The following is a 15,007-nucleotide window of genomic DNA, read 5'->3' on the forward strand; positions in this document are numbered from 1 at the left end:
TCCTTCAGCTCCTTGCCTTAGCACCTTATTGCATAATGCGGTTAACGGTATACACATCCTTGACCCGCTTCACTTTGTCGACCACAGACTGCAGATGATCGGTATTGCGGATCAGAATCGTCATATGGATCATCGCCATCTTGTTCTTGTCGGAGCGCCCCGTTACCGCTGATATATTGGTCTTGCTCTCCGATACCGCCTGCAGCACCTCGTTCAGCAGCCCGTTGCGGTCATGGCCGGTAATCTCAATATCGACGCTATAATTGGCCTCCATACTGCCTTCCCACTCCACTTCGATCACGCGGGCTGCTTCCTCCCCGTCCATCTCATTCGGAATGTTCGGACAATCCTCACGGTGTACGGATACGCCCCGTCCACGGGTCACATACCCGATGATATCGTCGCCGGGCACGGGATTACAACATCGTGCGAAGCGTACAAGCAGATTGTCAATCCCTTTGACACGGACCCCGTTGGTCGGCTGGTTGCGCTTCTCCCCGCTGGATTTGATCGCCTTCATCTCGGAGGTAAGCTCCAGATGGCCTGCGGCCTCCTCCTGGTCCTTGCGCAGCTTCTCAGTCAGCTTGGAAGCGATCTGCGCGGCGGTAATTCCGCCGAAGCCGACCGCCGACAGCATATCCTCGACATCATTGAAGGCGAACTTCTTCGCAGCCTCGGACAATTTGTCCTCCGTCAGCCAGTCAGAGACCTCCACGTTCAGGCGCTTCAGCTCACGTTCAATGGCCTCCCGGCCCTTCTCCACGTTCTCCTCGCGCTTCTCCTTCTTGAACCACTGCTTGATCTTGCTCCGTGCATGCGAGGACTGGGCAATCTTCAGCCAATCGCGGCTGGGTCCGTATGAATTCTTCGAGGTCAGGATCTCCACGATATCCCCGGTCTTCAGCTTATGGTCGAGCGGAACAATACGCCCGTTCACCTTAGAGCCAATCGTCCGGTTCCCGACCTCGGTATGGATACGGAACGCGAAATCCAGCGGCACCGAGCCTGCAGGCAGCTCTACCACCTCACCCTTAGGCGTGAATACGAAGACCAGATCGGAGAAAAAGTCCATTTTGAGCGATTCCACGAATTCTTCGGCATCCTTGGCTTCATGCTGCAGCTCCAGAATCTCGCGGAAGAACGGCATCCGGTTCTCGGGATTCACATTGTTGCTGCTGCCTTCCTTATACGCCCAGTGGGCGGCAATCCCGAATTCGGCTGTGCGGTGCATCTCCCAGGTGCGGATCTGGACTTCCGTCGGCTCTCCCCCCGGCCCTACTACGGTTGTATGCAAAGACTGATACATGTTCGCCTTGGGCATAGCAATATAGTCCTTGAAACGGCCCGGCATCGGCTTCCAAAGCGTATGAATAATGCCCAGAGTGGCATAACAATCCTTAATATTGTCGACGATAATGCGGATAGCCAGCAGATCATAGATTTCGTTGAACTGCTTGTTCTTCGTGTTCATCTTGTTGTAGACACTGTAGATATGTTTCGGGCGTCCCGAGAGATCGCCCTCGATGCCCATTTCATCCAGCTTGGCGCGGATGCGGCCGATGACACTGTCGATGAACTGCTCGCGTTCCGCCCGCTTCTTGTGTACAAGATTGGCAATCCGGTAGTATTGCTGCGGATTCAGGTAACGGAGCGCAATATCCTCCATCTCCCACTTGATCGCCGAGATCCCCAGCCGGTCCGCAATGGGACAAAAGATCTCCAGCGTCTCATAAGAAATCCGGCGCTGACTCTCTTCGGACTGGTATTTGAGCGTACGCATATTATGCAGACGGTCCGCCAGCTTAATTACGATCACCCGGATATCCTGCGCCATCGCGATGAACATCTTGCGGTAGTTCTCGTTCTGCTGCTCTTCCTTGGAGCGGAAGCGGATGCGTTCCAGCTTGGTCAGGCCGTCCACCAGCATGGCACAGGTATCGCCGAATTTCGTGCGGATCTGCTCCAGGGACACCGTCGTATCTTCCACAACATCATGCAGCAGCGCAGCAATAATGGATATGACATCCATTTGCATATTGACGACAATATCTGCGACCGCGAGCGGATGCAGAATGTATGGCTCCCCCGACTTCCGGACCTGCCCGTGATGAGCCTGATCGGCGAATTCGTAAGCTTCACGGATGCGGAGAAGATCTTTTTCTTTTATATAGGCGCCAGCCTTTTCGGTTAGTTGCTCTATGCCCATTCTCGTCGTATCCGTTTCCCTTCTATAATAAAATGAACCTGCAAGCATGCAGAATTTGCAGGTTCCAAATGTTCCCGGCTGCATTACGCTCAGGTTAAAGTTGTCTATAATTATGACGCTTACGAGGGATTCCGTCAACACTTGCCATAGCGTGGGTTTCCTGTCAGGGAAAGGGTCAAGAAAAGACAATTTTGTGGCACGGGTAAAAATGTTGTTGTAAAAAACCGCTGTTCTATTTAATCTAGTAAAGGCGGTTTTGTATAAAGTAAGCATTGTCAAATCAAATTAGACCAGAAAGAGAAGTGAACTCCATTGCAACGCGAAATTCAAGTTAACGAAAGACTCCCTTGGGGCCCGGGCTTCCTCCTGAGTCTTCAGCATCTGTTCGCCATGTTCGGCAGCACCGTGCTTGTGCCCAACCTGTTCGGGGTAGATCCCGGTATGATCCTGCTGATGAACGGTATCGGCACCCTGCTCTACATTCTGATCTGCCGCGGCAAAATCCCTGCCTATTTGGGTTCAAGTTTTGCCTTCATCTCCCCGGTGCTGCTTGTGCTGAAAGAGCATGCCGGCGATCATGAGCGCGGATATTCGCTTGCACTGGGCGCTTTTATCGTGACTGGCGTTATTTTCATTCTCGTGGCCTTAATTGTACGTTATGCCGGTACCGGCTGGATTGATGTCGTATTCCCTCCTGCAGTCATGGGAGCGATTGTTGCCACGATCGGACTGGAGCTTGTGCCTGTAGCCGCACGTATGGCCGGACTGATTGCTCCTGATGGTGTGGCTGCCGCCGACTGGACGCCTGACGGCAAAGCCATTACCCTGTCGCTCGTTACACTCGGCGTTACTGTTCTCGGTTCCGTGCTGTTCCGCGGCTTCCCCAAAATCATTCACATCCTCATCGGTATCGTTACCGGTTATGTACTCGCTTATATATTGGGTCAGGTGAATACAAGTGCCATCTCTGAAGCAAGCTTCCTCTCCCATCCCACTATTATTACTCCATCCTTCAACTGGCAGGTCATTCTGACGATCATTCCTGTATCGCTTGTGGTCATTGTAGAGCATATCGGCCATTTGCTGGTGACCAGTAACATTGTCGGCAAAGACCTGACCAAAGATCCGGGGCTGGACCGCTCGCTGATGGGTAACGGGATTTCTACAGTAATGTCCGGATTCCTGGGATCTACTCCAAATACCACCTACGGTGAAAATATCGGTGTTATGGCTCTGACCAAGGTGTACTCGGTATATGTTATCGCCGGAGCTGCCGTAATTGCCATCCTGCTGTCGTTCTCCGGAACGTTCTCCTCGGTCATTGCCAACATTCCGCTACCGGTCATGGGCGGTGTATCCCTGCTGCTGTTCGGTGTTATTGCTGCATCGGGCCTGCGTATCTTCGTTGAGCAGAAGGTCGATTTCTCCAAAGCCACCAACATGATTCTGGCTACGCTGGTCCTGGTTGTAGGTATCAGCGGCATCTCTCTGAAGCTTGGCGGTGTAGAACTGAAGGGGATGGCACTGGCGACTATCGTCGGCATGGTCCTCGCCTTGCTCTTCAAGCTGATCGAAGTGCTCGGCCTGTCCAATGAACAGGAAGCGGACAAGTCAGCTCATTAAAATAAATGTCTATATGCGATGCTGAACGTAACTGCGGTGGATTTTGAACTTCCGGCCGCTGTTGTCACCAGATTTCTTGATTAATACCGCTTATTACGGTGGAAATCCGTAGACAAAGGCGGACGCTTACGCTCTACAGTTCCATAATCCCCTCCGTTACTCACATCTGTAATTGTCTATCCAGTTCAACCTATAACAAAAAAGCGGACTGCTGTCTTCATTCGACAGCAGTCCGCTTTATATTTCCCGGGAAAAGTTACCGGGCACGACGATTAATCCTCGTAAGTCAACAGGGTAACCACTTCAATATCCGACAGCTTGTCCCGTCCGGACAGGGCTGTGAGTTCGATCAGGAATGCAGCACCGACCACTTGTCCGCCAAGCTGCTCCACCAGGTTGACAGAGGTAGCAATCGTCCCGCCGGTAGCCAGCAGATCATCCGCAATCAGTACCTTCTGTCCGGGCTTGATCGCATCGGTATGCACAGCGAGCGTATCCTTGCCGTATTCCAGATCATAGCCCACTTCGATTGTCTCATAAGGGAGCTTGCCGCTTTTGCGGATAGGCACGAAGCCTACCCCGAGCGCGTAAGCCAGTGGTGCGCCCACTACAAAGCCGCGCGCCTCCGGTCCGGCAATAACATCGATCTCCAGATGGGCCACCAGAGCCTTAAGCTCATCAATGGCTGCACGGTACGCAGCGCCGTCCTTCAGCAGTGTAGTGATATCTTTGAAGCTGATTCCGGGCTGGGGGAAATCTGGAATTACTCGAATAGTGTTTTTGAAATCCAACATCATCATCTCCTAAAAGTAAGCGGGGATCATCCCCGCTGAAGTAACTCGAACCAAATGGCTGCGGCACCGGGCGCTGACGGTTATGAGACGTCTAAACGGTGCGACAGCATGAATTCCTGCAATTCACTGCGGCTGCCTTCCATGAAATACTGCTCCATCTCCGCCGTCTTGCCCAGTCTGATGAAATGCTCTGATGCGCTCAGACTCTTCGCGGCAGGCTGCGGGACAAAGGTGATATTACCGCCGCTGCGCTCAATGAAGTCAAGCTCAGCAAACACATCCAGCATCCTGCTCACCATACGCACACCAAGCGCAGACTGGCGGCTGAGCCGCAGCAGCACTTCATGCTCAGGAGTTGGAGACGCAGCGATTGCTGCAATCCATTTATATAACGATTTGAAATGATCACGGGTAGGAACCTGCAGCCGGTCACGCCCGTCACGGATCGAATGCAGCAGGGCAATATTCTCCGCCTCGGGAAAAGCAGCGAATAGCGCTTCGAGCTGCTCCGGGGACTCCGGCATATCCAGCAGACAGAGCAGCGACAGTCCCGCTTCGTCACGCGCGGCTTCCGGCTGATGTACAGCAGAGATCCCGGCCGCCTCATCGTATACCCAGAGGGACATGCCCTTCAGATCACGCAGCGGCGTGGTGCGGCTGTTCTGGAATACCGCCGCACTCCGGCCCGGACTGCTGCCGCTATAGGTACGCAGCAGCTCCTGAATATGCGCAGCCTGCTTCACGGCATCAGCTGCTCCGCGCAGATCGAACAGCTGCGCCTTCGGCACCGCCAGATCCTGCAGCATCAGCTGCGGCTTGCGTGAGCCGTTCCATTCATTGACGGACAGCTCCGCGAGTACATCCACGATAGTGCCGTCCGGAAGCAGCTCGGCCAGCGGCCCCTTACCGAAGGCTACGGCTTCAATCGTCAGCTTGTCCTGTTGCAGGACAAGCTTAAGGTGCTTGCCGTCCTGGCCCATCTTGCGTGTCTCCTTGACAGCAGCTCCGCGCAGAATGAACTTCGGCAACGGATTCGCCATCCCGAACGGAGCCAGCCGTTCCAGCTCAAGCGCCGCCTGCAGGGTCAGATCCGCAATGGACACCTCCCCGTCAGCAGCCGTGACCGCTACGAAATCCTCCGGCGTCAGGATAGACGCAGCATAGCTGTTCAGCGCCGCATCGAAGGCTTCCAGCTTATCCTGCGGCAGACTCATCCCCGCCGCAGCCGGATGTCCTCCGAAGTGGTCCATCAGTCCGGCGCAAGAGGACAAGGCCGCATAGATATCCAGACTCGGAATGGAACGGGCAGAGCCTTTGCACATTCCTGTATCCGGGTGAATGTCCAGTATAATGACCGGACGGTAATACCGCTCCAGCAGCTTGGAGGCCACAATGCCGACAACACCGACATTCCAGCCCTGCTCCGCCAGGACAATAATATCCGGCAGTCCGCTCCGGCCGATTCTCTCTTCCAGCTTCGCTGTAGCTTCGGCGACAATTCTCTCCACCACCAGCTGCCGTTCCTTGTTCAGCAGATCCAGCTCTCCGGCAAATTGCTCCGCCTCTGCCGCATCTTCTGTCGTCAGCAGTGTGACTGCCCGCCCTGCATGATCCAGTCTTCCGCTGGCATTAATCCGCGGAGCCATCCCGAAGGCGATATTCACCGCACTGACGGTGTTCATCGCAATACCGCCCACCGAGAGCAGCGCCCGAATGCCCGGGAATGACGAATTCCGCATGCTGCTGAGTCCTCTGCGCACCAGACTGCGGTTCTCACCCACTAGCGGCATCAGATCAGCCACCGTACCGATGGCGGCAATCTCACACCACTCCTCCGGCACTTCGCCGCCAAGGAGCGCTTCAGCCAGCTTATAAGCCACGCCCACTCCGGCCAGACCCTTGAACGGATACGGGCAGTCCGGCAGCTTCGGGTTAATCAGAGCATACGCCTCAGGCAGCAGCTCCGGCGGTTCATGATGGTCCGTGACAATGACATCAATGCCCAGCTCAGCGGCATAGGCAATCTGATGATAGGCACTGATACCAGTATCAACCGTAATTACAAGAGATACACCCTGCTGGACCGCCCAGTCAAGCGCGTGATTATGCAGTCCATAGCCTTCATTGGAACGATGGGGAATATAAATGTCAAAAGAGGCGCCGAGATGACGCAGAAGGTAGATCATCAGCGCTGTGCTGGATACCCCGTCTGCATCATAATCACCGTACACCAGAATATGCTCTTCCTCTTGCAGTGCCTTCTGTATCCGCGGCACCGCTTCAGCCATTCCCTTGAGCAGGAATGGATCATGTCTATCTTCCGCTCCTGAATCCATGAATACCCGTGCTTTGTCAGCGGTATCCATCCCTCTTTGCACCAGCAGCGAAGAAAGGAGCGGAGAAATAGAAAGGCTCCGGGCCAGTTCCGAAATACGCTCGGAATCGGCTGCCGGAGATTGCCATCTTGTTTTTGAATGAAGCAATACAGTTCACCTTTCTCTCACCTTGCAGACTACTGAAGCAGCGTGGGAATATCGTTGTCCACGAGCTCGTGATTGCTTTTATAAGGATAACCCGGATCATACGGCACAACTTCCATATGAACCTCGCCCACATGAACGAACCGGTGCTGCAGCAGCTTCCGCGCACATTCGGAAATATCCTGGGCTTCCATTACGCTGATCCGCGGATTCACACTAATCTTCACATGCAGATTCACATAGCTGCCCTCCTCCAGCGCCCGGAGCTGCTCCACCCGGATGACTCCGTGCACCCGCTGAACGGTCTCGATGAAGCTGGCCGCTTCCTCGGAAGGAAGCTCCTGAATCTTTTTGCTGTACACAGAGGAAGCAATTAATGAATAGCCTTTGCGGAGAATCAGACATCCGGCCAGCAGGGCTGCGATAGGGTCCATATAGAGCAGAGGATGCCAGTTCAGGTATCCTCCGGTCATGGCCAAGGCAATCCCGATAAATACAGTTATCGACGTATACAGGCTGAACCGGTGGCTGTCGGCATAGGCAGCGTGACTGCCGTCGCCCTTTTTCTTGTAATAACGGTACTGGTATTGAAACACAGCTTCTTTGAACACAATGCACAGCAGGACAGCGGCAAGCGCTGACTGCCCCGGTGCCGTTAAATGCCCCCGGGTTAAATCCCGGATGGCCGAGAAGGCAACCTGCAGCCCGCCCATAATAATCAGCACAGAGAACAGGATAGCCGCCATCGGTTCCTTGCTTCCTTGCGCAGCCCGGCTGCGTACTGCTGAGCCTGCGGTCTTATGACTCTGCTTCGGGTTCCACGGAATCACCGCTGCCAGCCTGGCCGCGGCATCTGCTCCGGAATAGATTGCATCCCCCATCAATGCCTTGCTGCCCGACAGATAACCGATACTGCCCTTGACTACAGCCAGCAGCGTATCACTAAGTATTCCGGTCCAGGCAACGGTTTGTTTCCGGGGTAATGGTTTGTCATTCATAACGAGGCCCTCCTTACCACTAGCAGGTAAACTCATGATGATGATATCAAGCACAGCGTTCTGACCCGGGAGATTCCGAAAAGCCGCGTCGCTACAGACGCGGCTTACAGAACAACCGGGTGTTAGACTTTGGCCGGGGTCTTCGCCGCCGGCTTCTGGCGCTTCTTCAGGAGCAGCCAGAGCGGACTTGCGATGAAGATCGATGAATAGGCTCCGAAGAGCAGACCGATAACCATGGCCAGCGAGAACATGCGGATCGACTCGCCGCCCATAATCAGCAGGAAGAATGCGGCGATAAATACGGTGAACGCTGTATAAAGCGAACGCATAAGCGTCTGCGCCACACTCTTGTTGACCAGATGCTTAAGATCCTCATACGACTTTTGTTTGCCGAAGCGCAGATTCTCACGAATCCGGTCAAAGATAACGATGGTATCGTTAATGGAGTAACCGATAATGGTCAGCACCGCGACAATGAAGGTAATGTCTACCTCCAGTCGGAAGATGGAGAAGATCGCTACAACCATAAAAGCGTCATGAAGCAGCGCCACAATGGAGGCCAGCGCGAAACGCCATTCAAACCGGATACTAACATAAATGATAATCCCGATGCTGGCAAGCAGCACAGAATAAATCGCATTCCGGGCCAGCTCCTTGGCCATTTCGGTATCTACGGTGTTGATCTCAAAAGACGCCTTCTCATCAATCTTGTTGATTGACTTCTTGAGGGTCTCGCTCTGTGTATCACTCAGCTCTTGATCATAACGGATGTTGACCCGCTTGTCGCCGATGGTAATCGCCGGTTCGTGCTCGATCCCCGCATCCTTTAGAGCCGGCTGAAGCTCAGTCAGCGTGAGGCTCTTCGAGAGCGACACATCCACATTGGACCCGGCCTTGAAGTCAACGCTGTAGTTCAGGCCGAAGGTGGCCAGAAAGACCAGACCTGCCACAGTAAGGGCAATCGAGAAGATATAGAAGAATTTACTTAAATGTACGAAATCAAGCTCTTTCTTAAAGCGCACTGATGTCACTCTCCTTTACCCCAAATTGCTTCGGCTTCTTGAGTGCGCCGGCTTTAACCAGCACAGTCAGCATCCAGTGGGCAAAATAAAGGTTTGTTACGATACTAAGTACAATTTCCACGATCAGAATCAGTGCGAAGCCTTTGACCGCACCAGTACCGAAGGCGAACATGACAGCCGCTACGATAATAGTGGTTACATTCGCATCCATAACTGTACGGAAGGAGGTCTTGTTCCCTGCTTTGACGGAAGACATAATGCCCTTCCCGCTGCGCATCTCTTCCCTGATCCGTTCATTGGTAATGATATTGGCATCGACAGCCATCCCTATACCGAGAATGAACGCAGCAATCCCGGGCAGAGTCAGCGTAAAGTCCGCCAGGACAAATACCAGAATCAGCAGCCAGGTGTGCAGGATCAGCGCGAAGCTGGCCAGTACGCCCGGAAGCCGGTACATGAAGAGCATGAAGATCAAAATAATCACAGAACCGACAATACCGGCCCTGACAGTCTCATCCAGGGATTGCTTACCCAGTGTAGCTCCTACGCTCTGGGAATATTTCTCAGTCAGCTTCAGCGGCAAAGCACCGAGGTTGATCGTATCGGCAATCTCACGGGCTTCATCCAGTGTATATCCCCCGGAAATCGAAGCCTTACCGTCGGTCAGGACAGCTCGTACCGTTGGAGGCGAAGATAACAGGTTCTCGTCCAGATAGATGGCAAGTTCCTTACCCAGCAGGCGCTCGGTAATCTCTGCGAATTTCTTCTTGTCTTTGATGGAGATGCTGATCTCAGGACGGTTCAGGCTATCGCGCTGCACCTCTGCCGCACCTTCAACAAAGTCACTGCCTACAAGCTCAATCTTGCTGAATACCCCGGGAGCATCCCCTTCTTTGGCACTGCGGAAGGTCAGAACTGCGGGTTCTTTCATTTTCTTGCGGACCTCTGCCTCGTCGGTAACACCTGCGATCTTCAGACGGATGCGGTCCGTCCCTTCGGTCGTTACCTCAGGCTCGCTTGTGCCGAGTGCATTCGCCCGCTTCTCCAGGCTCTCTGCAGTCTTCTGCAGCGAAGAACGGGTCAGAGTTCCTCCCGTATCCATCGGCTCTGCGTGGTACAGAATTTCGAATCCGCCCTTGAGGTCAAGACCCAGACGGACTCTGTCCAGCAGCCCGGGAGTAGTAAATACCATGACGCCGGTTAGAACGACCACGGTAATGATAAAGCTCAACATTCTCTTCATGCTCTAGCTAGTTCCCCTTTCATTACTTCAATATTCCTATTATAGCTACGTGCGAAATGACCGTCAATTCAGAAGGAATGACGGTGTCTTGATTCACACAAAGAAACGGCCGGTTCTGCTGCAAAGCGAGGATACCTCCGTTTGATAGGACAAGTCTGAACACTCTTTCCTTACTTTACTGCTTCCCGTACCCGTTTGCAAAAGAAAATCGTTCCTTTTGACAAATCCCCCCGTTAATTCAATCCCCGGTAGGCCGCCAGAGTCAGATAAGTCATATAGCTGCCTGACTTAAGCGAATAGATGTCATTGACCAGCCGGTGCAGGGGAGGTCTTCCCTCCTTGGCATAATTGCGGCTGATGCAGTCCCAAATATCCTTACCGGTCACATATTCATAGCCGAGGAGCCGGAATTCCTCCGCTTTGCTGATGCACATGGCTTCGATATCTTCACTAAGCTCGTCATATCTCCATTGTTCCGATTCCACGTGCAGGCACCTCCAAAGATTCCTCAATTACGTATGCTCAGTGGTACGTATTCGACCTTACGCTGATACTTTCCTGCTTCCGGCCAAAAAACTTGTCTATGGAATGCTTGTCATGGAGCCCACCTGTACCGGCATATCCTTATACAAGCCTGGGTTGATATTAGCGGTAATTCACCTGCAGTTTCATCTCATATGTAGGAAGAAGGAGTGCCCTGTGAGGAAACAGACTTTTATACAAGGAACGATTATCCTGCTGCTCGCCGGTATCATTAACCGGATGCTTGGCTTCATTCCCCGCATTGCCCTGCCCCGGATCATCGGTGCCGAGGGGGTCGGTCTGTATCAGCTTGGATACCCGTTCTTCATTGTGCTGATTACAGTGATTACGGGAGGAATCCCGCTGGCGATTGCCAAGCTGGTCGCGGAAGCCGAAGGGGAGAACCGCCCGGAGCAGTCACGCAGAATCCTGCAGACCGGCCTTGCCCTCAGCCTGTCGCTGGGCATTGTGTTCACCTTCGTCGCCCTGTTCAGCGCCTCCTGGGTATCCAGCGTTCTTCTGACGGACCGGCGTGTGTATTATACCTTCGTCAGCATGACTCCCATGATCGCAATCGTCGCTGTCTCCTCCATCTACCGGGGGTACTTTCAAGGCAGGCAGAATATGATTCCCTCGGCGTTCTCCTCGGTGCTGGAGTCGGTCATCCGGATCTTCTTCATGCTGTGGTTCTCCTGGATGCTGCTGCCGAAGGGAATCGCCTTTGCCGCTGCGGGTGCGATGCTGGGTGTAACCGTGGGGGAGATCGCCGGAATGCTGGCCCTGCTGGGGCAATATTATTTTAACGACAAAAAAGACAGGTCTGAGCCCCCGCCTTCCGTGGATGTAAGTGTTCAGAATACACAGGCCAGTACCGGACAAGAGCCTGCGCAGACAACCGCACCTGTCCTGAAACGTCTGATCGGCATTTCTGTTCCGGTCACCGCCGGACGCCTGATCGGCTCGTTCTCTTATCTTCTGGAATCCATTATTACCGTGCGCAGCCTCGCCCTTGCCGGAATCGCAGCTGCGGCCGCAACCGCACAATATGGTTCCTTGCAGGGAATGGTGATCCCGCTGCTGCTGCTGCCGGGCGTGCTCAGCTCCTCGCTGGCCGTCTCCCTCGTCCCTTCCTTATCCGAGGCCGCCGCCCGCAATGATCTGCCCACGATTCATAAAAGAATGCACCAGGCCCTGAGACTCGCCATGGTCACCGGTGCACCGTTCGCTGCCGTTATGTATATTCTTGCTGTACCGCTCTGTACGCTAATGTACGGCAATGCAGCGGATACGGCCCCTATGCTAAGGATGATGGCCCCGTTCGCTGTGTTTCTCTACGTCCAGGCCCCGCTGCAGGCTGCCCTTCAGGCCATGGACCGGCCGGGCAAGGCACTGATTAATACACTGATAGGAGCCGTTGTCAAAATCCTGCTGATTCTCCTGCTGGCCTCCCGGCCCGAATACGGAATCCTGGGAGCCATCATCGCCATTATGGTCAACAGCCTGCTTGTCACGCTTCTGCACGGATACAGTGTAATCAAGCTGACCGCCATGTCCTTGCGCTGGTCGGACCCGCTCAAAATTCTGGCCGCCACCGTGATCATGGCCGCCGGAATGTCGTACGTCTATACCTCTGTTCCGGTCTCACCGTCACAGTGGGTACAATTTCTGGCCGCTGCTGCCTGCGGCATGGCCATCTATATGAGCATCTGTCTGTTATCCGGGCTGATCTCCAGGCGTGATCTGGAGCGAATTCCCTTCTTCAGACGCTGGCGCAGTTAGGTCTGCTTGCCTTTATTGGGATTAATCGGGGCAATATAGAGCTCCCCCTTGTGATCCACCGAGCACAGGAAGACATCCCGGAAATCAGAGACACCCTTCTGACGGATCTGGGTTCTAAGCCAGAACCGGTTCTTGCCGATCATCTCCAGATTGCTGTCCTGCACCTTCCCGTCCATAATCAGCGGGATGGGCAGCCCTTCATACCGGATCTTATGCTTCGGCAGCTTCACGGAAGCAGTGCCGCCGGATGATCCGGCATCGCCTGAATCCTCCTGGCTATCGCCGTTCTTCTCCTTCCGCTCTGCGCCGGAGCTGCTGTTGCCCGACTGATTGGAGGAGGTGACATTCTGGTTCTTCTCGATCACCGTTAACTGCCCGCTGGTCTCCAGGATGGCGAATTCCACATCGGCCGGACTGACAATATTCTGCCCGCGCAGCTGCAGCAGCAGATCATCAATGTTATACCGCTGTCTGCGCATCTCGCCCCGGTGAATTTTACCGTCTGAGATCAGGATGCTTGGTCTGCCGTCCACCAGCAGGCGCAGCTTCCGGCTCTTCAGGCTGAGCTGTGCCACGATTACCTGAATCAGCACCAGGGTCGCCATAGGAACGACTCCGTCATAGATGGGACGTTCGATATCTTCAATGACGAACACAGCAATCTCGGCGATCATTATGGAAATGGTCAGGTCAAATACAGACAGCTTGCCGATCTCCCGTTTGCCCATGATTCGCATGCTCAGGAAAATGAAGATATACATCAGCACGGTCAGAAAGATATGAGTCGTAATATGCTGGAACATATTCTCTTCGCTCCCCTTCCGCTTCTCCCCCACACGGGCGGATTAATGTACCCCTATTCTGACCTGACCGGCAAGGGAACATTCGGAACGCTGCTGCTTAATTACTGGTAAAAGTCATACCGACCATTCTTGTACTATTGGGGCAAGCCTCCCCATACAATAATTAGTATCCGGTTAACAAACTTTTAGGGGGTTTTACCATGTCTCTGATCAGGCGTCTATTCTCATGGAAAATATCTAGTCCGGTATTATCGGGTTTAATCCGCTCGTTCCTGTGGATGATGCTGGGTGCGTTCTTCCTCTCCCTTCTGCTCTGGGGCAGCGGACTGCAGGAACAGGACCTCACCATGTACACTTATATTGTGCACGGCGTGGCTGCCGCATTCGGAGGCTTGACCGCAGGCAGCAGGGCCATCCGCAAAGGCTGGTACCAGGGCGCACTCACAGGCATGTTATACGGACTGGCTGTACTGCTGATCGGATTTCTGGCGCTTGACAGCTCTCCGGGGGGAATGGACTTCCTGTGGGTGCTGGCGGCCGCGGGAATTAGCGCACTTGGAGGAATGTTTGGAGTTAATTTACAGAAATCCTAGTTAATATAATTCCCGAAAATTGAAGCCTTTCCTTGAAAATATGGTACACTACAAATATCTGACTTCATATGAGCGATTATCAAGGAGGCTTCGAATGCTTTGCTGTACCAGTCCATGAATCTTGTAGTTGTATATACCGTTGCCATTGTTGTGATCCTAATCTGGATCGGGGCACGGCGCAACCCGCTGATAGCCTTAGTCGAAATCGGGAGAGAACTGCTGCACTCCTATAAATTTGCACTCATTATTATAGGAATGTTCAGCATTCTTGCCCTGAATAAATATGAGCTGCAGATCGAAGAGAAGATGCGGCTGACCGCAGACTACACAGGTTTTGTCTTCGGCCTGGAAGGGCATTTCGTCCGGATATTTCAAGAGCTGTTCTATGCACCTTGGCTGACACCAGTTATTGTCTTCTTCTATATCTTCATGCTTCAAGCCGTGCTGGCGGCTTCGCTCGGGATCTATCTGCTGGACAAAAACCGCGTGATCCTTTATGCAACCTGCTACACCATTATTTTAACGTATGCCATCGCTATTCCGTTCTATCTGTATTTTCCGGTTAACGAGGTATGGTCCTATGCGCCCGCCGGGGTGCGGTTCATCATGCTGGATGTTTTTCCAAAGTTTGAACAGGAATACCGGCCGCTGTCCGGCCTGAATAATTGCTTCCCGAGCCTGCACACGGCAATTTCCGTATCCATGGCCCTGCTCGCTTACCGTTCCGGCAACCGCCGCTGGATGGTGATCACTACCATTTCTGCGGTAGCTATCGTATTCGGAATTTTCTATCTGGGCATTCACTGGCTGACCGATATGATTGGCGGCTCCCTGCTGGCTGTGCTGTCTACGGCGATCGCCGTACCGCTTGCCAAGCTTACCCTGCGCGGCGGGGAACAGGGGCTAAGAGTCAGAGGACGGGTCACCAACACACGTTAATGCCC

General features: G+C 53.6%; 12 protein-coding genes. 4 read left to right on the plus strand and 8 right to left on the minus strand.

Translation table 11 applies throughout. The features are described 5' to 3' along the window. Positions 1-25: 25 nt before the first annotated feature. Positions 26-2,206 (minus strand): bifunctional (p)ppGpp synthetase/guanosine-3',5'-bis(diphosphate) 3'-pyrophosphohydrolase, encoded by a 2,181-nt coding sequence (locus tag MHH28_RS15000; RefSeq protein ID WP_036690535.1) that lies wholly within the window; start codon positions 2,204-2,206, stop codon positions 26-28. A gap of 312 nt (positions 2,207-2,518) precedes the next feature. Here MHH28_RS15000 and uraA point away from each other — a divergent pair, with 312 nt between their 5' ends. Next, positions 2,519-3,829: a uracil permease gene (uraA, locus tag MHH28_RS15005; RefSeq protein WP_405116212.1), complete on the plus strand. Its 1,311-nt coding sequence runs from the start codon at positions 2,519-2,521 to the stop codon at positions 3,827-3,829. A 272-nt stretch (positions 3,830-4,101) separates the two neighbouring features. Here uraA and MHH28_RS15010 read toward each other — a convergent pair whose 3' ends face one another. The 6 genes from MHH28_RS15010 to MHH28_RS15035 form a co-directional block, all read right to left on the minus strand. Beyond that, the gene (locus MHH28_RS15010) at positions 4,102-4,620 is read right to left on the minus strand and encodes an adenine phosphoribosyltransferase (RefSeq protein WP_405117110.1); all 519 of its coding nucleotides are present in this window, start codon (positions 4,618-4,620) and stop codon (positions 4,102-4,104) included. Positions 4,621-4,703: 83 nt separating this feature from the next. Continuing rightward, positions 4,704-7,106, minus strand: coding sequence for a single-stranded-DNA-specific exonuclease RecJ (recJ, locus tag MHH28_RS15015; RefSeq protein ID WP_405116215.1), 2,403 nt, complete (start codon positions 7,104-7,106; stop codon positions 4,704-4,706). A gap of 29 nt (positions 7,107-7,135) precedes the next feature. Next, the gene (locus MHH28_RS15020; RefSeq protein ID WP_405116218.1) at positions 7,136-8,101 is read right to left on the minus strand and encodes a cation diffusion facilitator family transporter; all 966 of its coding nucleotides are present in this window, start codon (positions 8,099-8,101) and stop codon (positions 7,136-7,138) included. A 122-nt stretch (positions 8,102-8,223) separates the two neighbouring features. Beyond that, a complete protein-coding gene (gene secF / locus MHH28_RS15025) occupies positions 8,224-9,123 on the minus strand; it encodes a protein translocase subunit SecF (protein ID WP_405116220.1) in 900 nt (299 codons plus the stop codon). After that, a complete protein-coding gene (gene secD / locus MHH28_RS15030; protein ID WP_405116223.1) occupies positions 9,113-10,366 on the minus strand; it encodes a protein translocase subunit SecD in 1,254 nt (417 codons plus the stop codon). Before secD ends, secF begins: the two co-directional genes overlap by 11 nt. A gap of 233 nt (positions 10,367-10,599) precedes the next feature. Beyond that, the gene (locus MHH28_RS15035; protein WP_036690543.1) at positions 10,600-10,851 is read right to left on the minus strand and encodes a post-transcriptional regulator; all 252 of its coding nucleotides are present in this window, start codon (positions 10,849-10,851) and stop codon (positions 10,600-10,602) included. Positions 10,852-11,065: 214 nt separating this feature from the next. Here MHH28_RS15035 and spoVB point away from each other — a divergent pair, with 214 nt between their 5' ends. After that, positions 11,066-12,667, plus strand: coding sequence for a stage V sporulation protein B (gene spoVB, locus MHH28_RS15040; protein WP_405116226.1), 1,602 nt, complete (start codon positions 11,066-11,068; stop codon positions 12,665-12,667). Here the strand turns inward: spoVB and MHH28_RS15045 are convergent. Further along, positions 12,664-13,470 carry a YetF domain-containing protein gene (locus tag MHH28_RS15045; protein ID WP_405117113.1) on the minus strand — a complete coding sequence of 269 codons (807 nt, stop codon included), beginning with the start codon at positions 13,468-13,470 and terminating at the stop codon, positions 12,664-12,666. The two genes, spoVB and MHH28_RS15045, sit on opposite strands and share 4 nt — an antisense overlap. 200 nt (positions 13,471-13,670) lie before the next feature. On the opposite strand from MHH28_RS15045, the gene MHH28_RS15050 reads away from it, so the two are divergent. Further along, a complete protein-coding gene (locus MHH28_RS15050; protein ID WP_405116229.1) occupies positions 13,671-14,063 on the plus strand; it encodes a TIGR04086 family membrane protein in 393 nt (130 codons plus the stop codon). Between the two features lie 99 nt (positions 14,064-14,162). Then, a complete protein-coding gene (locus MHH28_RS15055) occupies positions 14,163-15,002 on the plus strand; it encodes a phosphatase PAP2 family protein (protein ID WP_405116231.1) in 840 nt (279 codons plus the stop codon). Positions 15,003-15,007: the final 5 nt, after the last annotated feature.

Origin of the sequence: Paenibacillus sp. FSL K6-1217, assembly GCF_045040735.1 — a bacterium.
Classification (GTDB): domain Bacteria; phylum Bacillota; class Bacilli; order Paenibacillales; family Paenibacillaceae; genus Paenibacillus_AQ.

Excerpts from the sequence above, each read along its gene's own strand:
- MHH28_RS15045 (WP_405117113.1), bottom strand. The coding sequence starts at position 13,470 with ATGTTCCAGCATATTACGACTCATATCTTTCTGACCGTGCTGATGTAT.
- MHH28_RS15020 (WP_405116218.1), bottom strand. The coding sequence starts at position 8,101 with ATGAATGACAAACCATTACCCCGGAAACAAACCGTTGCCTGGACCGGA.
- MHH28_RS15000 (WP_036690535.1), bottom strand. The coding sequence starts at position 2,206 with ATGGGCATAGAGCAACTAACCGAAAAGGCTGGCGCCTATATAAAAGAA.
- MHH28_RS15050 (WP_405116229.1), top strand. The coding sequence starts at position 13,671 with ATGTCTCTGATCAGGCGTCTATTCTCATGGAAAATATCTAGTCCGGTA.
- secD (WP_405116223.1), bottom strand. The coding sequence starts at position 10,366 with ATGAAGAGAATGTTGAGCTTTATCATTACCGTGGTCGTTCTAACCGGC.